Source organism: Nocardioides sp. Z43_10, assembly GCF_059766615.1.
The window spans coordinates 427,649-453,039 of record NZ_JCBAJY010000001.1; the positions used below are offsets into that span (position 1 = coordinate 427,649).

Sequence of the window (25,391 nt, forward strand, 5' to 3'; positions counted from 1 at the left end):
CTCAGGCGGACGGCACGAGGAGGTCGTCGGTGAGGAAGTCGGTGGCGATGCGGTCCTCGTTGAGCTCGATGCCCCACGTGGACTTGTCGGTCTCCTTGATGAACGCCTCGTCGCAGGTGAACTCGCCGCGCTCGGCCGGCGAGATCTGCTTCCAGTCACCGCCGTCGAGCTCCATCACGACCGCGCAGCTCATCGACTCGTTGGCACCCGGGTCCGAGGGAGCGTGCAGTCCGCCGCCGTCCCACTCGTGGATCTGCGAGAGGGTGTCGACCATGCACTGGCGGGTCAGGTCCGAGCCGCACTCCTTGGCTGCGGTCGCCCACAGCAGGAAGGCCGAGGTGGCCTGCATGCCCAGCTGCGAGCGCTTGCCGCCGGACTCCTCGATCAGCTCCAGGTACTGCGCGACGGCGGGGACGACGTCGGCGTTCTCGAACGGCTGGAACTGCAGCCCCACCACCACGTTGTCGCCGGCGCCGGACTTGGCGTTCCAGCTCGAGACGTCCTCGTCGTACCAGGTCGACTCACCGACCACCAGCGGGTCCGCGCCGACGCGGTCCATCGCCTCCATGAAGCTGAACAGCCGGGCGTCGGGGTTGTCGGTGACCCAGAGCGCCTCCACGCCGCACTCCTTGAACTTCTCGGCGAACGGCACGTAGCTGGCCTCGCCCTCGGAGGCGATGGTCACGCCGCAGTCCTTGGGCGTGGCGCCCATGTCGCCCAGCACGGCCTCGACCTTGACCAGCCCCTGGGTGACGGCCGCGGAGGTGCTGCGCACGAAGTCCATGTTCTCGAGGAACTCGGGGTACTCCTCGCCGATGGTGGTCAGCATCGCGCCGTTGAACCGGTCGACGGGGAAGGGGACGGGCTCGTACTTCATCGGCCCCATCGAGACGGCCGGGCCGATCGCGAAGCCGGGCACCGTGGGCATCTTGCACTTGACCCGGTGGGGCTCCGCGGCGATGTCCATGGCGAAGCCCTGGCCGACCATCATGAAGTCGGACTTGCACGACTGCTGCATCACGCTGGCGGCGTTCATGTACGCCGCGTCGTACTGGTTGCCCTTGATCTCGCGCCCGTTGATGCCGCCCTGGGAGTTGCACCAGGCGATCATCGCCGTCATCGCGTCGCCCATCTCCTGCAGCAGCCCCGGCCGCGCGCTGAAGCCGCGGTCGTCGCCGTAGCCGATGGTGATCGCGTCGTCGGTGATCCCCTGGTCGGTCGCGCCGGAGGCGTCGCCGTCGCCGCAGGGCGACTCGAGCTCACCGAAGAAGCCCTCCTTGACCTCGGCCCTCTGGTTGCCCTGCTCACCGCCCGCGTCGGTCTCCGAGCGGTCGGACCCGCACGCGCTGGCGGCCAGCGCGAGGGTGATCGCGACCACGGCAAGCCTGGCGCTCCTGGGGTGTCTCATGAGGCAGCTCTCCTTCTCGCGGACCGCCGGCCGGCGGCGGGCACATCATTGGGTGTGATGCACGCCACGCCGCCGGCGGCTCCCGCTCAGTGGGATCTCCGGTACAGCCCTCTCGGCGACCTGTTACGCCCCTCGGGTCGGCGGATGTGTCCGCGCAGCGCGGAGCGGGCTGGGCCAAAGAGCGGTGACCTGCCCCACAGCCTGTCTATAGTCAGGCGCGTGAGCCCCCTCGTGACCGACACCGAGCCCTCACCGGCGCACTCCGTCTCGATCGTCGTCCCGGTCTACCGCGGGGAGCAGCACCTGGAGCAGCTCTGCGCGGAGATCGAGGCGCTGACCGCTCCGCAGTGCTCGCCGGACGGGAACCCCTACCGGATCGTCGAGCTGCTGTTGGTCCACGACTGCGGCCCGGACGACTCCGCCACCGTGATCCGCCGCCTCGCCGGCGCGCACGACTGGGTGCAGCCGGTGTGGCTGAGCCGTAACTTCGGCCAGCACGCCGCAACGCTGGCCGGCATCGCCTCCAGCCGCGGCGAGTGGATCGTCACCCTCGACGAGGACGGCCAGCACGACCCCGCCGACATCGGCCGGCTGCTGGACTCCGCGCTGCACCACGGCGCCCCGTTGGTGTACGCCGCCCCGGTCAACGCCGCCCCGCACTCGCTCTTCCGCCGGGCCACCTCCCGGGCGTCCAAGCGCCTGGTCAACGTGCTGAGCGGCGGCGCGGACGCCTCGGTCTTCCACAGCTACCGACTGGTGCTCGGCGAGGTGGGGCGCAGCGTGGCCGCGTACGCCGGTCAGGGCGTCTACCTCGACGTGGCGCTGGGCTGGGTCGCCGGCGCGCCCGCCACCGCCCCGGTGAGCCTGCGCGACGAGGGCGAGCGCCAGTCCGGCTACCACCCCCGCGCGCTGCTCTCGCACTTCTGGCGGATGGTGCTCACCAGCGGCACCCGGGCGCTGCGGATCGTCAGCGTGCTCGGCCTCGCGGTGGCCGTCCTGGGGGCGCTGCTCGCCCTCTTCCTGGTCGTCGACTACCTCGACGGCGGCTCCGACGTGCAGGGCTGGACGTCGCTGATGGTGATCACCCTGCTGTGCTCGGGGTGCGTGCTCTTCGCGCTCGGGGTGATCGCGGAGTACGTCGGCGTCGCGGTGAGCATGGCGATGGGCCGCCCGCCGTACCTGATCGGCAGCGACCCTGCGACCGGCCCGCTGGGGCGACGGGCTCGCCATGACGTCCCCGACTAGCCCCACCCACTGGGTCGTCGGCAGCGGTGGTCTGCTGGGCGGCGCCGTGGCCCGCCAGGCCGCGCGCTCCGAGCTGGCCCTGCACACCACCGCCGTCCCGTGGGGCGACCCGAGGACCGCGCTCGACACCCTCGAGGGCGAGGCGTGTCAGCTGCTCGACACCCGGCCGCACGTGCGCCTGCTGTGGTGTGCCGGCGCGGGGGTCGTCGGCACGTCGCCCGAGGAGCTCGCCGGCGAGCTCGAGCTGCTGACCGCGTTCGTCGGGCGGCTCGCGGCGGCGTTGGCGCGCCGGCCCGAGGCGTCGGTGTCCTTCTTCCTCGCCTCCTCGGCCGGCGGCGTCTACGCCGGGTCGGCGGACGGCCCGTTCACCGAGAGCACCCGCCCCCGCCCCCTCGCGCCGTACGGCGAGGCGAAGCTGGCCGCCGAGCAGGTCCTGACCCGATTCGCCGAGCAGACCGGCTCGTCGCTGCTGATCGGCCGGATCGCCAACCTCTACGGCCCCGGCCAGGACCTCCGCAAGGCCCAGGGGCTGATCTCGCAGCTGTGCCGCTCCCAGCTCCAGCGTCATCCGTTGATGGTCTACGTCCCCCTCGACACGGCGCGCGACTACCTCTACGTCGACGACGCCGCCCAGATGGTGCTGGCCGCGATGCCGCTGGTGGAGGCGGGCGACGAGGTGGTCGTGAAGATCCTCGCCTCCGGGCGGGCCACCGCGCTGGCGGCGATCATCGGCGAGCTGCGCCGGCTGACGAACCGCCGTGCGCCGATCGTCCTCGGCGCCACCCCGCAGTCCCGGCTCCAGGCCTCCCAGCTGCGCTTCCGCTCGGTGGTCCTGCCGGAGGTCGACCGACTGGCCCGCACCCCCCTGCCGGCCGGCATCCACGCCACCTACCAGCACATCGCCGCCGAGCTGCGGAGGCCCGCGTGAGCGCTCCACGCCGGGCCGGGCTGGCCGCTGTGCTGCGCCGCGAGCAGGTGCGCTTCCTGGCCGTCGGCGCGGTGAACACCGCGGTCGGCCTGGGCAGCTTCGCCGTCCTCTACGAGCTGGCCGGCGGGGTGCTGCACTACCTCGGCGCCCTGCTCCTGGCCTACGCGATCGGGACCGTCGTCGGCTTCGTGCTGCACCGGCGCCTGGTCTTCGACGTGCGCGGTCAGCTGATGGTGGACTTCGCCCGCTACGTCGGGGTCCAGGTGGCGGCGTTCACGCTCAACTCGCTGCTGCTGCCGGTGCTGGTGGAGGGCGCCGGGCTACCGGTGCTGCCCGGTCAGGTGCTCGCGCTGGGCATCGTGGTGGTGGTGTCGTACTTCGGGCACAAGCTCATCTCGTTCCGCCGGCCGGGCCGGGAACCGGCGGACGCCGTGCCACCACCACCACCGAGGAGCCGAACGGGAGGTCGCCTCGACCCAGCAGCCGGTCGTCGATCCTCCCCAGAGCGCTGAGCAGCCGGTCGAGTGCGGCCGGGGTGCGCGGCAGGGAGACCACGTCCGCCGCCTCGCCGGGCCCGCTGCGCCCGGCCGCCCGCTTGACCTTGCGGGCGAGGCGCTCGGCGGCGAACAGCGGGAAGGTCGAGGCGAACGCGTACGTCGCACGCCGTACCTCCAGGCCACCCGCCTCCAGGGCCGCCACGGCCCGCTTGCGGGTGTAGCGGCGGTGGTGGCCGTTCTCCTCGTCGAAGTCCGACCACGCCCACTCGTAGGCGGGCACCGACACGAAGAGGTGGCCTCCGGGTCGCAGCACCCGGGCCAGCTCGGCGACCGCGTGGCCCTCCGGGTCGCAGTGCTCGATCACGTCGAAGGCGCCGACCACGTCGAAGGAGCCGCTGCGGAACGGCAGCGCGAGCGCCGAGCCGCAGACCCCGGAGCCGGCCTCGAGGCCGCGCGGGTCGAGGTCGAGGGAGACGTGCTGGACCTGTCCCCGCAGCCAGCCCACGCTCGGGCCGTCCGCGCTGCCCACGTCGAGGACCCGCTCCCGGCCGTCCAGGTACGGCTCGAGGATGGTGCGCAGCAACGCCGAGCGCACGCGGTACCACCAGTAGTCGGACTGCTCGATGGAGGCGGAGCCGCCCCGGACCCCAGTCGCTGTCATGCTCGGTGACTCTAACGCCCGGTGCGCCTCGGCGCGCGGCATCTGTCGATGTCGCGTCCCGGTGACCGGAACCCCCTGGCGCCGCCGAGCGTGCTGCCGATCACACTTCCGTGTAACCACCCCCCGTTCCTGAGGAGTCCGAGATGACCACCAGCGTCGACCCTGCTGCCGCGGCCGCCGCCATCATGGGCGGGCTGACCGGTCCCGGCGGCCCGTTCGAGCTGGTCACCGAGGACGTACTGGGCACGTCGCTGCCGGTCTTCCGCAACCGCGCCCGCGCGCTGCACGAGGTGCTCGCCGAGTCCGTCGTGCACGGCGAGCGGGTCTACATCGCGACCCGCGAGGGCCGGCTGACGTTCGCCGAGCACGCCGCGCGCGTCTCCTCCCTGGCCGCTGCGCTGCGCGAGGAGTACGGCGTGCGCCCCGGCGACCGGGTGGCCATCGCCGCCGCGAACAGCGCCGACTGGATCGTGACGTTCTGGGCCACGGTCTCCATCGGCGCGGTCAGCGTCGGCTTCAACGCGTGGTGGTCGCCGCGCGAGCTGGTGCACGGCGTCACGAACTCCCGCCCGGTGCTGGTCGTGGCCGACGCCAAGCGCGCCGCCGCGCTCACCGAGACCGGCGTCGAGGTGATCAGCCTGGAGACCGACGTGCCGCGCCTGGTCGCGGCGTACCCGGACGCGGAGCTGCCCAGCGCGGACGTGGCCGAGGACGACCCGGCCGTCATCCTCTACACCTCGGGCACCTCCGGGAAGCCCAAGGGCGCGGTGCACACCCACCGCAACGTCTGCTCGGTGATCGAGTACCACCGGATGATGGACGCCCTGCAGGCGGCGTTCGGCGACCCGACCGACCCCCGGGACCGCACCTACCTGCTGGTCCTCCCGCTGTTCCACATCGCCAGCCTGCACAACCTGGCGATCCCCCGGCTCGCCACCGGCAGCAAGGTGGCGCTGCACCTGGGCGCGTTCGACGTGGACAAGGTCTGCCGGCTCATCGAGTCCGAGCGGATCACCAACTGGGGAGCGGTGCCGACGATGGCCAACCGGCTGCTCGAGCACGGTGACCTCTCCGCCTACGACCTCTCCTCGCTGCGCGCGTTCGCGCTCGCCTCGGCCCCCTCCTCGCCGGCGTTCAAGGACCGGCTCAAGGAGGGCCTGCCCTTCGCCAGCTCGCTGGTGGACAGCTACGGCCTGACCGAGTCGTGCACCGCCATCGCCGTGGCCAACCCGATGGACCTGGTCGAGGCGCCCGGCACGCTGGGCCGCCCGATCGTCGGCGTCCAGCTCGAGGTGCGCGACCACCTCGGCAACGCGCTCCCCGAGGGCGAGGAGGGCGAGATCTGCGTGCGCAGCGCCTTCAACATGCTCGGCTACTGGGAGAACCCCGAAGCCACCGCGCAGACGGTCCGCGAGGGCCGCTGGCTGCACACCGGTGACATCGGCATGCTCGACCAGGGCCGGGTCCGGCTCAGCAGCCGCCGCTCCGACCTCATCATCCGCGGCGGCGAGAACGTCTACCCCGCCGAGATCGAGGCGGTCCTGCTCGAGCACCCCGACGTCGAGGAGTGCCTGGTGATGGGCGTGCCCCACCCCGACCTGGGCCAGGAGGTCGCCGCGGTCGTCGTACCCAAGGAGGGCCACACGCTCGACACCGACGCCCTGCGCGCCTTCGCCGCCGAGCAGCTCGCCTACTTCAAGGTGCCCGCCCACTGGCGGATCAGCGCCGAGCCCCTCCCCCGCAACGCCACCGGCAAGGTCATCCGCACCGCCGTCCACGCCTGACCCGGGCCGGGGGGCCGGCCCTGCCGCCGGTCCCCGGCCGCCGGCCCCGTCGCGGCCCCGTCGCGGCCAGCGCTGGGCCCAAACCCGCTTGTAACGCGGGGTTATGTACACCACCGCAGCGCTATTTCGCTGTGGTAGCGGGCATAACCCCGCGTTACAAGCGCCCCAGGCCCGCCGCCGCGCTCCGGGGGCGCTCGGGGCCGCGCTGGGGGCGGCGCTGGCTTCGGACCCGGCTGTAACGCGGGGTTATGCGCTCCACCACAGCGTTATTTCGCTGTGCCAGAGGGCATAACCCCGCGTTACAAGCGCGGCGGGCGTGCGGCGCGGGCGCGGCGCGGGGCCCGCACGTCGCCCCCGGGGTCAGCGGGGGCGGGCCACCATCTTGTTGATGAAAAGGCCCTCGGCGGAGACGCAGAGGGTGCCGTCGGCGGTGGTGATGGAGCCGACGGTGCGGATCTTGCGGCCCTCGATCGACTCCTGGCGCCCGGTGATCACCAGCTCCTCGAAGAGCGGGGTGGGGCGGTGGTAGCGCACGGTGAGCGTGCCGGTCATGCCGGACTCGCCGGCCCAGTCGTTCGCGACGCCGAGGGTGTGGTCGAGCAGCAGCGCGGAGACGCCGCCGTGCACGTGCCCGGGCGGGCCCTGGTAGGGCAGGCCCAGGGTGACCACGCCGCGGATCGAGCCGTCGGCCTGGCCGACCAGCGCGAGCGGCGGGGCGATCGCGTTCTCGGGGCCGGTGACCGGGTCGTGGCGGGTGACGCCCTCGCCGGCCCACATGTCCACCAGGCGTACGTCGCGGGCCGGCGCGCAGGCGTCGAGGTGGTCGGCCACGGCATGGAGCTGCTCGGCGATCCGGGTCATCTCCGCCTCGGTGCCCTCGCCCGCGCCCAGCAGCGAGGCCACGACCCGTCGGGCCGCCTGCACCGCGGCGTCGACGCCGTCGTTCTGCGGCTGGGCGCTGAGCTCGGGGGTGGGCCGGCGCCGACCGGCCCCCAGCACCAGGTCGGGTCGGCTCATCAGGAGATCTCGGCGGTGGCGTGGCTGAGCACCGGGGCGCCGTCGCGCTCTGGGCAGGTCGCCGACAGCGCCAGCGTCGTGCCGTCGCGCCACACCGACGTGGTGATCGACTCCCCCGGGCAGATCGAGCCGGAGAAGCGCACCGCCAGGCTGCGCAGCCGCGCGGCGTCGCCGTCGAGCAGGCCGTCGACGATCGCCTTCGCGACGATGCCGTACGACGCGAGCCCGTGCAGGATCGGCCGGTCGAAGCCGGCCGCCTTCGCGAACTCGGGGTCGGCGTGCAACGGGTTCAGGTCGCCGTTGAGGCGGTAGAGCAGGGCCTGACCGGGCGTGGTGCTCGACTCCAGCACCGCGTCCGGCTCCCGCTCGGGCGCGGTCCAGGTGGTGTCCGGACCGGGCTCGCCGCCGAAGCCGCCCTCGCCGCGGGCCCAGATCTGCATCTCGGTGGTCCACAGCGGCTCGCCGGCCTCGTCGGTGGCGGCGTTCTCCAGCACCACGACGGCGGCCTTGGTCTTGTCCCAGACGTGCTTGACCCGCGAGGAGATCGTGGCGGTCCCGGCCACCGGCAGCGGGCGGTGCACGCTCAGCGCCTGACCGGCGTGCAGGATGCGGCGCAGGTCGATGTCGATACCCGGCAGGCTGAGCCCGGGTGCGCCGACGTCACCGGCCGAGACGCCCTGGCCGGCGACCATCGCGAAGGTGGGCAGCACCTGCAGGTCGCGCTCGAAGGTCCAGCGCAGCTCGGGATCCAGGGCCGCGTCGCGACCGGCGCCCAGCGAGAGGTGGTAGAGCTGCACGTCGCGACGCGTCCAGCTGATCGGGCGGGTGGTGGGCTCGGCGCTCAGCGCCACGTCGAGGTCGATCGGCATCGGGGTTCAGGCCTTCCAGCTGCGTGCGGGGGTCAGGAGGGGCGGGCGGCCAGCGTGCCCTTGGCCCAGCGGTAGTCCGCCTTGCCGGTGGGCGAGCGGAGGACCTGCTCGACGAAGGTCAGCGTGGCGGGCACCTTGTAGCCGGCGAGCATCGTGCGGCAGTGCGCGCGCACCTCCTCGACGGTGGCCTCGTGGCCGGGGCGCAGCTCGACCACCGCGCCGACCCGCTCGCCGAAGCGCTCGTCGGGGACGCCGGCGACCAGCGCGTCCATCACCGCCGGGTGCGCCTTGAGCGCCTGCTCGACCTCCTCCGGGAAGATCTTCTCCCCGCCCGAGTTGATGCAGCCCGAGCCGCGGCCCAGGACGACGATCGTGCCGTCCTCCTCGACGCGCGCGAGGTCGCCGGGCAGGACGTAGCGCACGCCGTCGATGACGGGGAAGGTGCGCGCGCTCTTCTCGGGGTCGTTGAAGTAGGCGAGCGGGACGTGGCCGCTGCGGGCGAGCTGGCCGATCTCGCCGGGCGCCGGGGAGGCTCCCGACAGGCCGAGCTCGATGACCCGCACCGAGGGCTTCGGGCTGAGCCGCATCAGTCCGTCCTCGCCCAGTGCGACCTCGCCGTCCAGCCCGGACTCCGAGGCGCCGAAGCTGTTGCGGATCATCACCGAGGGCAGCTGCTCGTGCAGCTCGGCCTGCACGGCCGGGGACAGGATCGCCCCGCCCGAGCCGATCACGAACAGCGACGACAGGTCGTACTCGTCGCGGTGGGTGCGCAGCGTGTCGACCAGCGGGCGCACGATGGCGTCGCCCACCACGGTGACGATCTGGATCCGCTCCGCCTCGGTGAGGCGCAGCATCTCGAGCGGGTCGTAGGTGCGCATCAGCACCACGTGGCCGCCGCTGAACAGCGCCATGAACAGGCTGTAGCTCGCCGCCCCGTGCATCAGCGGGACCGTGATCAGGTAGTTCAGCACGCCGCTGTCGGCCGCCGCCGAAGCCACCGTCTCGAGGTCGGTGTGCGGCGGGCCGTAGGGGTTGCCGCCGGCCAGGCAGGCGATGAAGAAGTCCTCGTGGCGCCACACGACGCCCTTGGGCATCCCGGTGGTGCCGCCGGTGTAGAGCACGAACCGGGCGTCGGGGCTGCGCTCGGCCGCCGGCGGTACGTCGTCGGGCTGGGCGGCGAGGGCGGGCTCGTAGTCCGCGACGCTCACCCGGTCCGACCACGCCAGGCCGGCGTGGTCGACGTCGCTGTCGTCGGCCACCACCAGCACGTGGGCCAGGTCCGAGCACTGGTCGACCAGCGGGGCCACCCGGGGGGTGAACTCGCGGCCCACCACGACCGCCGCCAGTCGGGCGTCGTTGAAGAGGTAGAGCAGCTCGTGCTCGGTGTAGCGGTAGTTGATGTTGATCGGCACCGCGTTGACCTTGAAGCAGCCGAGCATCGCCTCCACGTACTCCACGCCGTTGAGCAGGTAGAGCCCGACGTGGGCGCCTTCGCCGACGCCGACCGAGACCAGGTGCGCCGCGAAGGCGTTGGCCCGGCGGTCCAGCTCGGCGAACGTGCGGCGCTCCTCGCCACAGGCGAGGGCGGCGCGGTCGGGGACGGTGGCGGCGACCGCCTCGTAGAGGCTGGCAAGGTGGAGGGTCACGGGTGTGACATTGCCCGCAACCGCCGCGCGCAGGGCGTCGAGGGTCCCACTGAGTGGGGCGACCCCGCGGCCCGGGGAGCCGGCTCTCCTACCTTGCTGGAGGCCCGCCACCTCCCACCTCTCAGGAGCACCCCCATGAGCAGCACGAACCTCGCCGGCCGCGCCGCCATCGTCACCGGCGCCGGAGCGGGCCTGGGACGCGCCGAGGCACTCGCCCTCGCCGCGCAGGGCGCCAGCGTGGTCGTCAACGACATGGGGCCCGCGGCCGACGACGTCGTCGCCGAGATCGAGGCCTCCGGTGGCCGCGCCGTCGCGGTGAAGGGCGACGTGGGCGAGTGGAAGCTCGGCCAGGAGATGGTCGACGCCGCGGTCGACACCTTCGGCAGCCTCGACATCGTCGTTAACAACGCCGGCATCACCCGCGACACGATGCTGTTCAACCTGACCGAGGCCGACTGGGACGCCGTCATCCACGTGCACCTCAAGGGCCACGCCTCGCTCTCGCGCGCCGCCGCCGTGCACTGGCGCAACGCCAGCAAGGCGGCCGGCGGCCCGGTCTACGGCCGCGTGGTCAACACCTCCTCCGAGGCGTTCCTGTTCGGCCCCGCCGGTCAGCCCAACTACGGCGCCGCCAAGGCCGGCATCACCGCGCTCACGCTGTCCACGGCCAACGGGCTCTCGCGCTACGGCGTGCGGGCCAACGCGATCTGTCCCCGGGCGCGCACCGAGATGACCGCGGCCGTGTTCGCCGAGGGCGAGGCCGGCGGCCTCGACATCCTGGCGCCCGAGCGGGTGGCGACGTTCGTGTCCTACCTCGCCTCCCCGGCGGCCGAGCAGATCAACGGCCAGGTCTTCGTGGTGTACGGCGACATGGTCGCGCTGATGCACGCCCCCGAGGTCGAGCAGAAGTTCACCGCGCCGGAGGGCACCTTCTCCCTCGACGAACTGGACGCGCAGGTCACGCCGTACTTCGCCGGGCGAGGAGCCCACGAGACCTACGCGGCGTACTCCGTCGCCAAGCTCGACACCACCGGCACCCAGAAGTAGTCCGGCGCCGGCTCAGTCGGCGCGGATCAGCTCGCGCACGTCGTCGAGCTCGCCGATCTCCTCGCGCAGGTCGGTGAGGATCCGGCGCAGCAGCCGCGAGACCTGCATCTGCGTGACGCCGAGCGCCGCGCCGATCTCGGCCTGGGTGGCACCGTCGACGAAGCGCATCTGCAGGATCCGGCGATCCCGTGCCCGCAGCCGGCGCACCACCGGGCGCAGCAGCACGCGCGCCTCGATCGCGTCGCGGTCCCCCTCGTCGTCGGTGGGGACCAGGTCGCCGAAGGAGGTGCTCTGGTCGCCCATCGGGGCGTCCAGGGACATCGTGGAGAAGCAGCCGTGCGCCTGCTGGGCCTGGCGGACCAGGTCCTCGCTCTCGCCCAGCACCTCCGCGATCTCGGCCGTGCTGCGGGGCTGACCCTCCCCCTCGGAGCCGGACTCGACCTCGAGCAGGCGACCCTGGAGCTCCTGGAGGCGGCGCGGCGGGCGGATCGACCAGGCCAGGTCGCGGAAGTACTTGCGCACCTCGCCGCGGATGGTGGGCACCGCGTAGGCCAGGAAGTCCAGCCCGCGGGCCGGCTCGAAGCGCTGGGCGGCCTTGACCAGGGCCATGCAGGCGACCTGCTCGAGGTCCTCGCTGGGCACGCCACGGTTGCGGTAGCGCCCGGCGATCGAGCGGGCCACGGGCAGGCTCAGGACCACGATCTCGTCGAGCGCCTCCTTGCGGTCCTCAGGGGCGCTCGCCGTGGAGGCGGCGTCGAACAGCTCTGCGATCCTGCGCTGCCGTGCATCGCGCGCAAGCGTTTCGTCGTTGAAGTCTCGGTGCGCCATGCACCAAGGTCTCCCCTGGTCTAGACAGATCAAAACCTCAACTTCTGCTTTTTCTTTCTCCGCGCGCTCAGTAGTGGTCGTGAGAGCGCAGGCTCGCCTCGGCGCCACCGTCGACGTAGATCACCTGGCCGGTGACGTGCGTGGGCTCCTCGCTGACCAGCCAGGCCAGCACCCGGGCCACGTCGTCGGCCTTCGCGTAGCCGTTGAGCGGCATCGGCACCGCCGCGTCCATCACGTTCTTCATCTCCGGGTCGGCGAAGAGCTCGTCGGTCATCGGGGTGAGCACCACGCCGGGCGCGACCGCGTTCATCGCGATCCCGGCGTCCGCCCATCCGGGCGACACGCAGGTGCGGCGCATCCACTGGGCCACCGCGGCCTTGGACGAGCTGTAGAGGAAGTACGCCCTGCTGGCCATCAGCTCGTCGGCGCGCGCCATCGCCTTGTCGCGGTCGCCCTCGAGCAGCAGCCGGACCAGGTCCGGGTCGTTGGGCTGGGTGCCCGCGATGGAGCCGACCAGCCCGACCCGGGGCGCGGAGGACGCGGCCAGCTCCTCGCGCAGCCCCTCGACCAGCTCGGTGGTGCCGAAGAAGTTCACGCTCGCGGTCTCGAGCACCGGCGCGGAGAGCCCGGCGCAGGTGACCAGCGCGTCGAGCCGGCCGGCGCAGGCGGCCTTGACCGCGGCGAGGGCGTCGGCGCAACCCTGGGCGGTGGAGAGGTCGGCGACCACGTCGGCGTCGTGGCGGTCGACGGTGATCACCCGGTCCCCCCGCTGCTGCAGCTGGGTGGTCAGTGCGGCCCCGATGCCGGAGGCGGCTCCGGTGACGGCGATGGTGCGGGACATGGGGACTCCTGGGTGTGGTTCGCGGATGTGGGGGCTGGGGGGCGAAGCGGGCTCAGATGTGCGCGCCGCCGTCGACACGCAGGTCGACGCCGGTCAGGTACGCCGCGTCGGGCGAGGCCGCGAACGCGATGGTGCCGGCGACCTTCTCCGGCTGACCGGTGTCGAGCTGCGGCAGGATCCGCATGAAGTAGGCGAAGTCGAGCTCGCCGAACTGCACGTTGCGGGTGAGCGGGGTGTCGATGGAGCCCGGCGAGATGCTCACCACCCGGACGCCGCGGCCGACCAGCTCGGCGGCCAGGCTCAGCGAGAACGCGACCACGGCGCCCTTGGAGGCGGCGTACGCGGTCATGTAGGGGTTGCCGTGGGTGGCCGCGACCGAGGCGACGTTCACGATCACGCCCTGCCGCCCGGGCTCGGTGGGGTCGGCGAGGTGCGGCACGGCCTCGCGACAGAAGAGCGCGGTGCCGACCAGGTTCACCTCGAAGAGCGCGCGCAGGTCCTCGACGGCGAGCTCGGCGATCGGCGTGGTGCGGTGCATGCCGGCGACGTTGACCAGCACGTCGATCCCGCCGAGCTTCGCCGCGGCCGCGGCCACCACGGCCACCACCCCGGCCTCGTCGGTCACGTCCACGACCGCGGTGACGATCTCCCCGGCCGCCTCGCCCTGGGCGCCCAGCGCGGCGACGGTCTCATCGAGCCCCTCGGCGTCGCGGTCCACGGCGAAGACCCGCGCCCCCTCCGCCGCGAGGCGCAGGGCGGTGGCGCGGCCGATGCCCGAGCCCGCCCCGGTGAGCAGGACGCGGGCGTCGCGGAAGCGTGGCATGGCGCGCACGCTAGGGCAGCGCCCGAGTGACCCGGCTCACTCGATCCCGGTGAACGGAAAGCCGCGCTCCACCGAGATCGGGGCGAGCAGCAGCCGGCAGGCGATGGCGATGTCGGCGAGGGCCTCCTCCTCGGTGGTGTGCCCGTTGAGCGTGGAGATCAGCACGCCGTACCAGCTCTGCTCGATCAGCCGGGCCAGGCGCACGTCGCGCTCGGTCGGCTCCTCGATGCCCGCGGTGCGCAGCACCACCTCCAAGAAGCGGGCGCTGGTCTGGGCGAAGGTGGAGTTGGTCACCGCCTGCGCGGCGTTGTTGGACTGCATCATCGCCAGCGCCAGGCGCGGGCGCTGCAGCAGCCGGCGGCTGGACACGATGAGCAGCTCGAGCACGGCCTCGGCGGGGTCCTGGCCGGGCTGCGGCGGCGCGGTGATCGAGTCGAGCTGCTCGACCTGGGCGTGCAGGAGCGAGGCGAACAGGTGGGTCTTGGAGGGGAAGTAGCGGTAGAGCGTCGCGATGGCGACGCCGGCCTCCTTGGCCACGTCGTGCATCTGGACACGCTCGAGCCCGTGCTCGGCGCCCAGGCGCGCCGCCGCGCGCAGCATCCGCTGGTAGCGCAGCTTCTGCTCCGGCGACGACGGCTCGGCCGGCGTCCGCGCCTCGGCCACTCTCGGCACTAGGTCCCCCTCTGACGTACGTCGCCAGATGATCCGTCCCGCCCCGTGAGGTCACCGACGACCTTACCGGTCAGTGGGATCCAGATCACGCGGTGCCGCGGGCCTGGGTTTGGCTGCCGCCCGATCCCCCCTCAAGGAGCCACCGTGCCGGACCAGACCTCCACGCCCACCTCCCGCTCTGCAGCCGACGCCTACGACGTGGTCGTCGTCGGCTCCGGCGCCGGGGCCCTCACCGGCGCCTACCTGGCGGCGCGCGCCGGCCTGCGGACGCTGGTGCTGGAGAAGACCGACAAGCTCGGCGGCACCTCGGCGTACTCCGGCGCGGCCGCCTGGCTGCCCGGCACCCAGGTCCAGCAGCGCGCCGGCATCGGCGACTCCACCGAGTCCGCGCGCACCTACCTGCGGGCGCTGCTGGGAGAGGAGAGCGCCGAGCACCAGGAGGCGTTCGTGAGCACCGCGCCGGGGCTGGTCGCACGCCTGGAGGAGGACCCGCTGCTGGCCTTCGAGTTCCAGGCCTTCCCCGACTACTTCGACCGTGCGGGGCGGGTGCCCGGCGGCCGCTCGTTCATCCCGCTCCCCCTGCCCCTCGACGAGATCGGCGAGCGCGCCGCGCTGGTCCGTCCGCCCGTCGACCGCGACCGGGCCGGCAAGGGCCACCACCTCGGCCAGCCGATGACCCAGGGCCGCGCGCTGATCGGGCGGCTGCTGCTCGCCCTCGACGCCACCGGGAACGCGACCGTGCGCACCGGGGCCGCCGTCGACCGCCTGGTCGTCGAGGGCGACCGCGTCACCGGCGTGGAGGCGGCCACCGCGCAGGGCCGGGTCGTCTTCGGCGCCACCCACGGCGTGCTGCTCGCCTCCGGGGGCTTCGAGCACGACGACGCGATGCGCGCCGAGCACGGCGTGCCCGGGGCCTCGGACTGGGCGATGGCGCCGGCCGGCACCAACACCGGCGAGCCGATCCGCGCGGCCGCGCAGAGCGGCGCGGCCCTCGCCCTGATGGACCAGGGCTGGTGGAGCCCCGGGCTGGCGATGCCCGACGGCACCGCGTCGTTCACGCTGGGCTTCCGCGGCGGGATCGTCGTCGACGCGCACGGGCAGCGCTTCGCCAACGAGTCGCTGCCCTACGACCAGATGGGCCGTGCCATGGCCGCCGACCCCGCACGCTGCCCGGCGCACCTGGTCTTCGACCACCGCGAGGGGGGCCGGCTGCCGGCGATCTCGCTGCCCGGCGGCACCCCCGAGGAGCACCTGGCCGCCGGCACCTGGCAGCGCGCCGAGACCCTGGGCGAGCTGGCCGCGCTGATCGGGGTCCCCGCCGACGCGCTCGAGGCGAGCGTGGCGCGGTTCAACGGCTTCGTGGCCGCGGGCGTCGACGAGGACTTCGGCCGGGGCGCCGACGAGTTCGACAACTACTTCGCCCGCCCGGTGCTGGTGCCGATCGACCAGGGCCCGTTCTACGCCGCCCGGCTGGTCCTCGCCGACCTCGGCACCAAGGGCGGCGCGGTCACCGACGTCGACGGCCGGGTGCTGCGCGCCGACGGCTCCGCCATCGAGGGCCTGTACGCCGCGGGCAACGCCAGCGCGTCGATGACCGGCGAGTTCTACCCCGGCCCCGGCATCCCCATCGGCACCGCGATGGTCTTCGCCTCCCGCGCCGTGGACGCCATGCTCGACTGACGCCATGCCCGACTGACGACATGCTCGACTGACCCGGCGCACGTTTCCCGCCGCTGGGGCGCACGTCACCCGCGATAACCCCGCGCCGGCCTCGCGCCGCGGGGGATAGTGGCCTTCTTCCGTTGAGTGGGACACTCCGCGCGACCCCTTCGGAGCGGTTCCACACTGCAAAGGAAGACAACCGCCCCCCGGATGGAGACGCACCATGACCGCTGTCAACGACGAGGTCCGCAAGATCGAGGCGGACGCCGCACCCACGCGCTTCGCCCGTGGCTGGCACTGCATCGGCCTCGAGAAGGACTTCGTGGACGGCAAGCCCCACCAGATCATGGCCTTCGGCGAGAAGCTGGTCGTGTTCGCGGGCGAGGACGGCAAGGTCAACGTGCTCGACGGCTACTGCCGCCACATGGGCGGCGACCTGTCCCAGGGCGAGGTCAAGGGCAACGAGATCGCCTGCCCCTTCCACGACTGGCGCTGGGGCGGCGACGGCCGCTGCAAGTCGATCCCCTACTCCCGCCGGGTGCCGCTGCGCGCGCGCACCGCGGCCTGGCCGACGATGGTCCAGGACGGCATGCTCTTCGTCTGGAACGACCCCGAGGGCAACCCGCCGCCGGCCGACGTGACGATCCCGCGGATCCCGGCCTACGAGGACGACAGCTACACCGACTGGGTCTGGTACACCACCACGATCGAGGGCGCGAACTGCCGCGAGATCGTCGACAACGTCGTGGACATGGCGCACTTCTTCTACGTGCACTACTCGTTCCCGACGTACTTCAAGAACATCTTCGAGGGCCACACCGCCACGCAGTTCATGAACGGCGAGGGCCGCGAGGACATCATGTCCCAGGCCAAGGGCAAGGGTCCGGTCTCGAAGGGCAACTCGTCGGTGGCGGCCTACCACGGCCCGTCGTTCATGATCGACGACCTCGTCTACCACTACGAGGACTTCGACGTCCCGAGCGTGCTGATCAACTGCCACTACCCGATCGACGCCAACTCCTTCGTGCTGCAGTACGGCGTGATGGCCAAGAAGTTCCCCGGGCTCGACGACGAGGCCGCCACCAAGATGGCGAAGAAGATGGGCGACTTCATCCGGATCGGCTTCGAGCAGGACGTCGCCATCTGGAAGAGCAAGGCCCGCATCGACAACCCGCTGCTGTGCGAGGAGGACGGGCCGGTCTACCAGCTGCGTCGCTGGTACGAGCAGTTCTACGTCGACGTCGCCGACGTGACCCCGGAGATGACCGAGCGCTTCGAGTTCGAGATCGACACCACCCGGCCCAACGAGGCCTGGAAGCGCGAGGTCGAGGAGAACATGGCCAAGCGGAAGGCTGCCGCCGCCGACGCCACCAGCGTCCAGGGCATGTCGGTCTGATGGCGGTCCGTCCCGACGTCCGGCTCGAGACGGCTCCGATGGAGCCGGTCTCGTGCCACACCTGCGCGGCCCGGGTGGAGGTGCGCAAGAGCAGCTGGGAGCAGACCAGCATCCAGTGGCACGCCGACGCGGTCGAGGCCTGCCTCGAGCGTCGTGCGGCCTCCCCGCGCCCGGGCCCGAACGGCGCTGCCTTCCGCGGCTGCGGCGCCCTGCAGGACTCGGTGCGCGACGCCGCGCTGACCGGCAGCATCCACGTCGTCACCGACGAGCCGCTGCTCACCAACCCCGATGCGGCCAACGCCGCCCACGAAGCCGCTCACGAAGGAGCCCACTGATGACCGACGTCGCGAAGTACGGACCGTGGGCGGTCATCGCCGGCGGCTCCGAGGGGGTCGGCGCGTCGTTCGCCCAGCAGCTGGCCGCTGACGGCTTCAACCTCGTGCTGATCGCCCGCAAGCCCGGCCCGCTCGAGGAGACCGCCGCCTCGGTGCGCGCCCTGGGCGTCGAGGTGCGCACCCTCGCGGTGGACCTGACCGACCCCGGCTCCGTGCCGGCCATCGTGGAGGCGACCGACGACGTCGAGGTCGGGCTGCTGGTCTACAACGCCGGCGCCAACTCCTACGGCTCGCCGTTCCTGGAGGGCGAGCTGGCCGGGTTCCAGGGCGTGATCGACCTCAACGTCACCGCGCAGCTGGCGCTCGTGCACCACTTCGGCCGGCTGATGAAGCAGCGTCGCCGCGGCGGGATCATGCTGGTCGGCTCGCTGGCCGGCTACCTCGGCTCCGAGCGGGAGTCGATCTACGGCGCGGCCAAGGCGTTCGGGCGGATCTTCGCCGAGGGCCTGTGGCTGGAGCTGCGCCAGTACGACGTGGACGTGCTCGAGCTGGTCCTCGGCGTCACCCGCACGCCGGCGATGGAGCGGGTCGGGCTGAACTTCGACCTGCCCGGGATGAACGTCTCCGAGCCCGACGACGTCGCCCGCGAGGGCCTCGCCCACCTCGCGGACGGCCCCGTGCACGTGGTCTCCGGCAACGAGCGCACGGTCGAGATGCGGATGCGCGGCAACCGCTCCGAGCTGGTCCTGGCCACGCACGAGTTCATGAAGAAGCTCGTCCCCTCCCACTGAGCAACCGGCCCCCGGTGGTCGAGGTGGTCGCCCCGGCGACCGTCTCGTGCCACCGGGGGCTCGCTGTATCCGGCTAGCCCAGCGGCGGGAAGACCGGCCCTCCGCCGAACATCACCCGCGGCGACACCGGCCGCCCGCCGTCGGGCTCCGCCACGCCGTACTCCTCGGCGGCCTCGGCGGTGATCACCACCCCGCCGGTACGCCGGTGCCGGTCGGGATCGGCGGCCAGCGCGGCCAGCACCCGCCCCTGGAGCTCGGGGGTCTCGGCGTCGCTGACCGGGACGCCGGCGATGTCGCGCACCCCGCTGGCCAGCAGCTGGGCGGTGCGCACCAGCCCCGGCCACAGCGAGACCACGCTCACCTGGTGCTCGCGCAGCTCGAGCGCGGCGTCGTGGGTGAGCTTGTCCAGGCCGGCCTTGGCGACGCCGTACAGCGTGGAGTGCAGGTAGGCGCGGGTGCCGATCGAGGACACGTTAACCACCAGGCCCTCGCCGCGCGCGACCATGGCCGGTACGGCGGCGCGCATCGCGACGAAGTGGGCACGCAGCCCGACCCCGACCAGCTGGTCCCAGTCCTCCAGCGGGCGCTCCCAGAACCGCGAGGGACGCCGGGGGTCGATCCCGGGCCCGGCCCAGACGTTGTTGACCAGCAGGTCGATCCGCCCGTGCGCGCGCTCGGCCCCGGCCACCAGCGCCTGCACCTGCGCGTCGTCGGTGTGCTCGCAGGCGACGGCGCTGCCCCGCCCGCCGGCGGCGTCCACCCGGGCGACCGTCTCGGCGAGCCGGGCCTGGTCGCGGCCACTGACCACCACCGTCCAGCCGGACTCGGCGAGCCCGACCGCGATGCCCTGCCCGACGCCCTTGCTTCCCCCGGTGACGAGTGCGACCCGGCCCTGCCCCGAGGCGCTCACGAGAAGCTCTCCTCGAGGGTGAACCCCTCGGCCAGCGGCTGGCTGAGCGACCAGAGCACCCGCACGGCGCTGGCCGCGATGCGCCACTGCCCGTCCTCGACGCGGTAGCGGTCGTCGTACTCGATGGCGCTGACCCGCTCCAGCTTCCGCTCCAGGTCGACCTGGCGCATCCGCAGGCTCCACGCGCCCCGCGCCGTGCCCGGGCCGGTCAGCTCGATGACCGGGTGGCCGGCGTGGTGCATGTCGAGGACGACGTGGCGCCCGTCGACCTTCTTCAGCGCGATCGCCGCGAACACCGCCGCGATCGCGTCGGCGTCCTCGAAGCGCCCGAGCCGCGGGCCGTAGTCGATCGAGGCACCCTCGGCGACGAAGCAGTCGCGGAACTCCTCGGGTCGCTTGGCGTCGCAGGCGCGCAGGTAGCGGTGCTTGAGCGTGCGGATCTGCTCGACGACCTCGAGGGCGGCGATCCGCTCCTCGAGCGTGGGATCGGACATGGGGTCCCTCTCGGTGGGGGGGGCGGACGGTCAGGAGTGCGAGCCGCCGTCGACGCGCAGCTCGACGCCGTTGAGGTAGGCGCCGTCGGGCGAGGCGGCGAACGCGATCGCGCCGGCGATGTCCTCGGGGCTGCCGGGGCGGCCCCACAGCGGATAGGTGCGCGCGTACCAGGCGGTGTCGATGTCGGCGTAGGTCTGCTTGTTCGCGGTCAGCGGCGTGGCGACCCCGCCCGGCGAGACGGGCACGACGCGGATCCGGCGCGGCGCGAGCTCGGCGGCGAGGGTGTAGGAGAACGACAGCAGCGCGCCCTTCGAGGCGGCGTACCCGGTCATCCCGGGGTGCGCCTTGGTCGCGGCCGTCGAGGTGGTGTTGACGACCACGCCGGTGCCCTCGGGCAGGTGCGCGACGAGCTCGCGGCACAGCGTCACCGGCGCCCACAGGTTCACGGCCATGATCTGGCGGCAGACGTCGAGGTCGAGCCCGGCGATGGGGGTGGTGCGCAGCATCCCGGCGACGTTGACCAGCGCGTCGAGCCCGTCCAGGCTGCTCAGCGCGGCCGCGGCCGCGGCGACGACGGCCGTCTCCTCGGCCAGGTCGGCCACGTGCGGGCGGAAGCGCGCCGGGTCCGCGACCAGCCCGGCGGTGCCCGCCAGACCCTCCTCGTCCCGGTCGATCGCGAAGACGTCCGCGCCCTCGGCGACCAGGCGCACCGCGGTGGCGCGGCCGATGCCGGAGCCGGCCCCGGTGAGCACGACCCGGCGTCCCTCGAAGCGGTTCATCGCGTTCTCCTCGTGAGGTGGCGCCGGCTCGGCGGGTGGATGGTGCCTAGGGCGCGGCTGTGCCAGCGGCGGCTCGGCCGGCCCGGCGGCCGAAGAACGTGCCGTCGCCCAGCGAGGTGCCGGAGATGTAGCCCTCGCCGTGGATGCCGGAGGTGGCCCGACCGGCGGCGTACAGCCCGGGGATCGGCTCACCGGAGACCGCGATCACCTCGCCGTCCACGCCGGTGCGCAGCCCGCCGAGGGTGAAGCCGGAGAAGCCGGTGCCGTGCGCGGCGGCGTTGCCGTCGCCGAAGAAGCCCAGCCGCGGGTCGACCGCGGCCCACGGGCCCTCCAGGCGGCGCACCCAGCGCGACGCCTTGTGGAAGAGCAGGTCCGCGCCGGCCTCGGCGTGCGCGTTGTACTGCGCCATGGTGGCGACCAGCGAGCCGGGCGGCAGCCCGATCTCGGACTCCAGCTCCTCCAGCGTCTCCGCCGCGTACGACGGGCGCACGCCCCAGGTGTCCTGCGCCGGCACCGACTCCAGGCCCTCCTCGTCGAGGATCACCCAGCACGGGCCCGGCTGGTGCAGCGCGGCGTGGCTGTAGAGGCCGGGGTAGACGTCCTCGTTGATGAAGCGCGCCCCCAGGCCGTTGACGAGCATGCCGCGCACCGCCATCGCCGGCAGCGCAGTGTAGGCGGCCTCGACGAACCCCATCCGCCGGGTCGCCGCACCCAGCGCGGCGGCCATCGCGATCCCGGAGCCGTCGTCGGTGCCGTCGCTGACCTTGCCGTGGCCGAGCAGCTCGGGGGCGTGGTCGGCGAGCATCTCCTCGTTGTCGACGAACCCGCCGGTGGTGAGCACGACGCCGCGCCGGGCCCGGTAGTGCACGGTCTCGCCGAAGCGGGTGGCGCGGACCCCGACCACGCGTCCGGCCTCGTCGACGACCAGCGCGCGGGCGCGGGTGTCGGCGTGGGTGAGGACGCCCAGCGACGCGCAGGTGGCGGTGAGCGCGCCCATCAGCGTGTGCCCGGCCCAGCCCTCGGTGGCCGGGCGGTGCCCGCGCGGGACGGGGCGGGCCAGCTCGTCGTAGGGCCAGGCGTTCTCGCCCAGCCACATCAGCCCGTCCTTGGTGGGCGGCATCCAGGTGGGCGCGTCGTAGAGCGACTCGTGGAAGTCGACGCCGCAGGCGCGGAACCACTCGAAGTGCTCCACCGAGCCGTCGCAGTACAGGCGCAGCTTGGCCTCGTCGACGTGCGGGCCCAGCGCCGCGGCGAGGTAGGCGTACATGTTGTCGGCGTCGTCGTCGAAGCCACACGCCTTCTGCACGCTGGTGCCGCCGCCCAGGTAGAGCTCCCCGCCGGACTGGGCCGAGGAGCCGCCCGGGCCGCTGGCCCGCTCGAGGACGACGACCGAGGCACCGGCGCGGGCCGCCTCCATCGACGCGGCGGCGCCGGCGCAGCCGAAGCCGACCACCAGCACGTCGACCTCGACGTCGAAGACCTCGACCTCGCCGAGCGGGACCGGGCGGACCATCGTCTCAGCCCTGCGGAGGGGTGAACGCGGCCAGCGGCTCGGCCCCGGACTGGTCGTGGCCCCAGTAGCTGTCGGCGGTGATCTCCTCGGCCGTGTAGTGGGCCTCGTCGACCAGCATCCCCTCGCAGCCGTACTCGATGTCCCAGCCGCCGGGGGCGCGCACGTAGAACGAGATCATCTTGTCGTTGGTGTGGCGACCCAGCGTCGAGGAGATCGAGAACCCGCGCTTGTTGACCCGGTCCAGCGCGCGGCCGACGGCGTCGAGGGTGTCCACCTCGACCATCAGGTGCACCATGCCGGGTGCCTCGCCGTGCGGGGCGGGGCAGACCGCGAGGCTGTGGTGGCGCTGGTTGATGCCCAGGAACCGCACCCGCGCGTTGGCGCCGGGGGGACCGACCTTGATCGCGCCGCGCGGCAGGAAGCCGAGCACCTCGGCGTAGAACGAGACCGTCTCCTCGCAGCGCGGGGTGGGCAGCACCACGTGGCCCATCCCCTGCCCGCCGGTGACGAACTTCTGCGCCAGCCCGGTGAGCAGCGGGCTGTGGTCCAGGACCGGGCCGAAGAAGACCTCGGTGGGCGTGCCGGCGGGGTCGTCGAAGCGGATCGCCGCCTCCACGCGCCGTTCGTCGCACTCCTCGCGCCCCAGGACCTTGACCGCGAACCCGGCCGCCTCGACGGCCCGGCCGACGGCGGCGAGCGCGAACTGGTCGCGCACCTCCCAGCCGATGGCCAGCACCCGGTCGACCTCCCCGGGGAGCACGATCAGCCGGGCCGTGCGCTCGTCCATGCGCAGGTAGAGACCGTCGGCCTCCGGGCCGTCGACGGCCTGGAAGCCCAGGCAGTCGACGGTCAGCTCGCGCCACCGGGCGAGGTCCTGGGACTGCACCTTGACGTAGCCGAGGCCACGGATCAGCGTCATCGTCGTTCTCCCGCTCGAGGTGATCAGATCATCGACAGCATCGGCCCGGGCGCCGGCGGCGCGTCGAGCTCGAAGAGGGCCGCAGCGTGGAACACCGAGCCGGGCACGTGGATCGCGTGCGCCAGGCCCATGTGCCCGTCGCGCCAGAAGCGCTGGATGGGGTTGTCCATCCGCAGGCCGTTGCCGCCGGAGCGGTTCACCACCTCGTCCATCGCGTTCACCGCACGCCACGCGCACGAGACCTGCGTACGACGCGACGCGGCGCGCTCGGCCATCGTGACGGCCTCGCCGCGCTCGGCCTTGTCGTAGAAGTAGTCCAGGTTCGAGAGCATCATCGTGCGCGCGGTCTTGATCTCCTCCGCGGCGGCGCTGATCGCGCTCAGCACGTAGGGGTCGTCCTTCGGCTTGGTGCCGGTGATCTGCACCCGGGTGCGCTGGTAGGCCAGGTGCGCGGCGAGCGCGCCCTCGGCGATGCCGATCACCGCGGAGCTGATCCCCATCGGGAAGGCTGTGGTGAACGGCACGTGGTAGGTGGGGTTGGTCAGCCCGGCCTCGCGCGGCTGGGAGCCGTCGAGGAACTTCGAGAACGGCACCGCCCGGTAGTCGGGGATGAAGGCGTCCTTGACGATGATGTCCTTGGAGCCGGTGCCGCGCAGGCCGACGACGTCCCAGGAGTCCTCGACGATCTCGTAGTCCGAGCGCGGCAGGATCACGTGGTAGGCCTGCGGCGGCATCGCCATCTTGCCCTCGGCGTCGCCGAGCATCGCGCCCAGGAAGATCCAGTCGCAGTGGTCGGTGCCCGAGGAGAACTGCCAGCGGCCGTTGAAGACGTAGCCGCCGTCGACGGGGCGGATGATGCCCATCGGCGCGTACGGCGAGGCGATCCAGGTCTCCTGGTTCTCGCCCCAGATCTCCTCCTGCACCCGGGCGTCGCACATCGCCATCTCCCAGGGGTGCACGCCGACGATGCCGGCCACCCAGCCGGTCGAGCCGTCGTAGGAGGCGATCTTCATGACCGCCTCCGCGAACTCGCGCGGGTGCGCCTCGGCGCCGCCGTACTTGGCGGGCTGGAACATCTTCATCACGCCCGACTCGCGCAGGATCTCCGCGGCGCGGTCGTCGAGGCGGCCGAGCTTCTCGTTGGCGGGGGCGAGCGAGGCGATCTCCTCGGCCCTCTCCTCGATGACGTCGATCACGGGGTTGGTCATGGTGTGCTCACTTCCTGCGCGTCGCGGTTGTCCGCGCCTTCACGGTGTCACCGCAGACAGCTCAGGCGGCCGGGGTCTCCCGCTGAACGGGAGTGAGATTCAGCCGTCGAAGCTGACCCGGAGCCGCTCGCTGCGCGGTCGGGCCTGGCAGGCCAGGATCAGCCCGTCGGCCAGGTCGGCGGCGTCGAGGACCTCGTTGTGCTCCAGGTCGACCTCGCCGTCGAGCAGCACGCAGGCGCAGGCGCTGCAGGCCCCCTCACGGCACGAGTACGGCGCCTCGAGGCCGGCCGCGAGCAGCACGTCGAGGAGCTTGGCCTGCTCGGGCCAGGCGTAGCTGCTCGTGGACCCGTCTAGGGTCACCTCGACCTCGCTGGTGGCCGCCCCGCCCGCCGCCACGGGGACCTCGACCTCGGCGAACGGGTCGCCCTCCAGGGAGGTGAACCGCTCGGTGTGGATGCGGTCGCGCGCGACGCCTAGGCCGCTCAGCACCCGCTCGGAGAGGTCCATGAACGCCTCCGGGCCGCAGATGAAGGCGCGCCGCGACGCGTACCCGGCGAAGATCGCCGCCAGCGCCTCGGGGGTGGGGATGCCCTGCACCGACTCCAGCCAGTGCACGGCGGTGAACCGCTCGGGGTAGCGGGCGGCCAGCTCGCGCAGCTCGGCGGCGAAGATCACCGAGGCCTCGTCGCGGTTGCCGTAGACCAGGTGCACGCTGCCGGTGCCGGCGTGCAGCACCGACTTGAGGATCGACAGCACCGGGGTGATGCCGCTGCCGCCGGCGACGAGCAGCAGGTCCTCGTCGAGGCTGGTGGGCACGAAGGTGCCGCTGGGGCGCAGCACCTCGATCTCGTGGCCCTCGGCGACGTGGTCGCAGATCCAGTTCGACGCGTAGCCCTCGCGGGTGCGCTTGACGGTCACCTTGAGGCGCTCGTCGAGCCCGGGCGCCGAGCTCAGCGAGTAGCAGCGGGCGGCGCCGCCGGGGCGCTCGCTGGGGATGCGCAGGGTGAGGAACTGTCCCGGGCGGTAGTCGAAGGGCGTGCCGGAGGTCGGCTCGAGGACCAGGGAGAGGGCGTCGGGGGTCTCACGGACCACCTCGACCACGCGGACGGTGGGCACG

24 protein-coding genes and 1 pseudogene are annotated in these 25,391 nt (G+C 72.8%); 9 read left to right on the forward strand and 16 right to left on the reverse strand.

The window, feature by feature from the left end; all coding sequences use genetic code 11:
* Position 1: 1 nt before the first annotated feature.
* Entirely contained in the window at positions 2 to 1,408 is a 1,407-nt protein-coding gene (locus AC6EI4_RS02065; RefSeq protein WP_498450421.1) for an ABC transporter substrate-binding protein, read from the reverse strand.
* Between the two features lie 219 nt (positions 1,409 to 1,627).
* Here AC6EI4_RS02065 and AC6EI4_RS02070 point away from each other — a divergent pair, with 219 nt between their 5' ends.
* The 3 genes and pseudogenes from AC6EI4_RS02070 to AC6EI4_RS02080 form a co-directional block, all read left to right on the forward strand.
* A complete protein-coding gene (locus AC6EI4_RS02070) occupies positions 1,628 to 2,653 on the forward strand; it encodes a glycosyltransferase (RefSeq protein ID WP_498450422.1) in 1,026 nt (341 codons plus the stop codon).
* Positions 2,637 to 3,581 carry an NAD-dependent epimerase/dehydratase family protein gene (locus AC6EI4_RS02075; RefSeq protein ID WP_498450423.1) on the forward strand — a complete coding sequence of 315 codons (945 nt, stop codon included), beginning with the start codon at positions 2,637 to 2,639 and terminating at the stop codon, positions 3,579 to 3,581. Before AC6EI4_RS02070 ends, AC6EI4_RS02075 begins: the two co-directional genes overlap by 17 nt.
* Positions 3,582 to 3,652: 71 nt before the next feature.
* Positions 3,653 to 3,922: pseudogene (locus tag AC6EI4_RS02080) on the forward strand (GtrA family protein); the annotation flags it as partial.
* Positions 3,923 to 3,971: 49 nt separating this feature from the next.
* Here the strand turns inward: AC6EI4_RS02080 and AC6EI4_RS02085 are convergent.
* Positions 3,972 to 4,739, reverse strand: a complete 768-nt coding sequence (locus tag AC6EI4_RS02085; RefSeq protein ID WP_498450424.1) for a class I SAM-dependent methyltransferase — start codon at positions 4,737 to 4,739, stop codon at positions 3,972 to 3,974.
* A 143-nt stretch (positions 4,740 to 4,882) separates the two neighbouring features.
* On the opposite strand from AC6EI4_RS02085, the gene casG reads away from it, so the two are divergent.
* Entirely contained in the window at positions 4,883 to 6,523 is a 1,641-nt protein-coding gene (casG, locus tag AC6EI4_RS02090) for a steroid-24-oyl-CoA synthetase (RefSeq protein ID WP_498450425.1), read from the forward strand.
* A gap of 360 nt (positions 6,524 to 6,883) precedes the next feature.
* Here casG and AC6EI4_RS02095 read toward each other — a convergent pair whose 3' ends face one another.
* From AC6EI4_RS02095 to AC6EI4_RS02105, 3 genes are read right to left on the reverse strand one after another with little or no spacing between them, the layout of a single operon-like run.
* Entirely contained in the window at positions 6,884 to 7,540 is a 657-nt protein-coding gene (locus tag AC6EI4_RS02095; RefSeq protein ID WP_498450426.1) for a PaaI family thioesterase, read from the reverse strand.
* Complete coding sequence (locus AC6EI4_RS02100) at positions 7,540 to 8,409, reverse strand: MaoC/PaaZ C-terminal domain-containing protein (protein WP_498450427.1); 870 nt, start codon at positions 8,407 to 8,409, stop codon at positions 7,540 to 7,542. Before AC6EI4_RS02100 ends, AC6EI4_RS02095 begins: the two co-directional genes overlap by 1 nt.
* A 32-nt stretch (positions 8,410 to 8,441) precedes the next feature.
* The gene (locus tag AC6EI4_RS02105; protein WP_498450428.1) at positions 8,442 to 10,055 is read right to left on the reverse strand and encodes an acyl-CoA synthetase; all 1,614 of its coding nucleotides are present in this window, start codon (positions 10,053 to 10,055) and stop codon (positions 8,442 to 8,444) included.
* A gap of 135 nt (positions 10,056 to 10,190) precedes the next feature.
* Here AC6EI4_RS02105 and AC6EI4_RS02110 point away from each other — a divergent pair, with 135 nt between their 5' ends.
* Positions 10,191 to 11,102: a 3-oxoacyl-ACP reductase gene (locus AC6EI4_RS02110; RefSeq protein ID WP_498420151.1), complete on the forward strand. Its 912-nt coding sequence runs from the start codon at positions 10,191 to 10,193 to the stop codon at positions 11,100 to 11,102.
* Positions 11,103 to 11,114: 12 nt separating this feature from the next.
* Here the strand turns inward: AC6EI4_RS02110 and AC6EI4_RS02115 are convergent, their stop codons facing one another.
* From AC6EI4_RS02115 to AC6EI4_RS02130, 4 genes are all read right to left on the reverse strand, one after another.
* Entirely contained in the window at positions 11,115 to 11,930 is an 816-nt protein-coding gene (locus tag AC6EI4_RS02115) for a sigma-70 family RNA polymerase sigma factor (protein ID WP_498450429.1), read from the reverse strand.
* A gap of 67 nt (positions 11,931 to 11,997) precedes the next feature.
* The gene (locus tag AC6EI4_RS02120; RefSeq protein WP_498450430.1) at positions 11,998 to 12,771 is read right to left on the reverse strand and encodes an SDR family oxidoreductase; all 774 of its coding nucleotides are present in this window, start codon (positions 12,769 to 12,771) and stop codon (positions 11,998 to 12,000) included.
* 52 nt (positions 12,772 to 12,823) lie between these two features.
* Positions 12,824 to 13,594 carry an SDR family NAD(P)-dependent oxidoreductase gene (locus AC6EI4_RS02125; protein WP_498420145.1) on the reverse strand — a complete coding sequence of 257 codons (771 nt, stop codon included), beginning with the start codon at positions 13,592 to 13,594 and terminating at the stop codon, positions 12,824 to 12,826.
* 36 nt (positions 13,595 to 13,630) lie between these two features.
* Positions 13,631 to 14,266 carry a TetR/AcrR family transcriptional regulator gene (locus AC6EI4_RS02130; protein ID WP_498420143.1) on the reverse strand — a complete coding sequence of 212 codons (636 nt, stop codon included), beginning with the start codon at positions 14,264 to 14,266 and terminating at the stop codon, positions 13,631 to 13,633.
* A gap of 144 nt (positions 14,267 to 14,410) precedes the next feature.
* Between AC6EI4_RS02130 and AC6EI4_RS02135 the strand changes: the two genes are divergently transcribed.
* The 4 genes from AC6EI4_RS02135 (at position 14,411) to AC6EI4_RS02150 (ending at position 18,450) form a co-directional block, all read left to right on the forward strand.
* Positions 14,411 to 15,946, forward strand: a complete 1,536-nt coding sequence (locus AC6EI4_RS02135; RefSeq protein WP_498450431.1) for an FAD-dependent oxidoreductase — start codon at positions 14,411 to 14,413, stop codon at positions 15,944 to 15,946.
* Positions 15,947 to 16,151: 205 nt separating this feature from the next.
* A complete protein-coding gene (locus AC6EI4_RS02140) occupies positions 16,152 to 17,324 on the forward strand; it encodes a 3-ketosteroid-9-alpha-monooxygenase, oxygenase component (protein ID WP_498420139.1) in 1,173 nt (390 codons plus the stop codon).
* Positions 17,324 to 17,659, forward strand: coding sequence for a hypothetical protein (locus AC6EI4_RS02145; protein ID WP_498450432.1), 336 nt, complete (start codon positions 17,324 to 17,326; stop codon positions 17,657 to 17,659). Before AC6EI4_RS02140 ends, AC6EI4_RS02145 begins: the two co-directional genes overlap by 1 nt.
* Positions 17,659 to 18,450 (forward strand): SDR family NAD(P)-dependent oxidoreductase, encoded by a 792-nt coding sequence (locus tag AC6EI4_RS02150; RefSeq protein WP_498450433.1) that lies wholly within the window; start codon positions 17,659 to 17,661, stop codon positions 18,448 to 18,450. Before AC6EI4_RS02145 ends, AC6EI4_RS02150 begins: the two co-directional genes overlap by 1 nt.
* A 73-nt stretch (positions 18,451 to 18,523) precedes the next feature.
* Here AC6EI4_RS02150 and AC6EI4_RS02155 read toward each other — a convergent pair whose 3' ends face one another.
* The 7 genes from AC6EI4_RS02155 to AC6EI4_RS02185 form a co-directional block, all read right to left on the reverse strand.
* Positions 18,524 to 19,360 (reverse strand): SDR family NAD(P)-dependent oxidoreductase, encoded by an 837-nt coding sequence (locus tag AC6EI4_RS02155; RefSeq protein WP_498450434.1) that lies wholly within the window; start codon positions 19,358 to 19,360, stop codon positions 18,524 to 18,526.
* Complete coding sequence (locus AC6EI4_RS02160) at positions 19,357 to 19,854, reverse strand: nuclear transport factor 2 family protein (protein ID WP_498450435.1); 498 nt, start codon at positions 19,852 to 19,854, stop codon at positions 19,357 to 19,359. Before AC6EI4_RS02160 ends, AC6EI4_RS02155 begins: the two co-directional genes overlap by 4 nt.
* Positions 19,855 to 19,884: 30 nt before the next feature.
* Complete coding sequence (locus tag AC6EI4_RS02165; RefSeq protein WP_498450436.1) at positions 19,885 to 20,634, reverse strand: SDR family NAD(P)-dependent oxidoreductase; 750 nt, start codon at positions 20,632 to 20,634, stop codon at positions 19,885 to 19,887.
* Between the two features lie 46 nt (positions 20,635 to 20,680).
* On the reverse strand, positions 20,681 to 22,147 hold the full coding sequence (locus AC6EI4_RS02170) for an FAD-dependent oxidoreductase (protein ID WP_498450437.1): 1,467 nt from the start codon (positions 22,145 to 22,147) through the stop codon (positions 20,681 to 20,683).
* Between the two features lie 4 nt (positions 22,148 to 22,151).
* Positions 22,152 to 23,066 (reverse strand): biphenyl-2,3-diol 1,2-dioxygenase, encoded by a 915-nt coding sequence (gene bphC / locus AC6EI4_RS02175; RefSeq protein WP_498420126.1) that lies wholly within the window; start codon positions 23,064 to 23,066, stop codon positions 22,152 to 22,154.
* A 23-nt stretch (positions 23,067 to 23,089) separates the two neighbouring features.
* A complete protein-coding gene (locus AC6EI4_RS02180; RefSeq protein WP_498420123.1) occupies positions 23,090 to 24,274 on the reverse strand; it encodes an acyl-CoA dehydrogenase family protein in 1,185 nt (394 codons plus the stop codon).
* 99 nt (positions 24,275 to 24,373) lie between these two features.
* Positions 24,374 to 25,390, reverse strand: coding sequence for a 2Fe-2S iron-sulfur cluster-binding protein (locus AC6EI4_RS02185; protein WP_498450438.1), 1,017 nt, complete (start codon positions 25,388 to 25,390; stop codon positions 24,374 to 24,376).
* Between the last annotated feature and the right edge of the window lies 1 nt (position 25,391).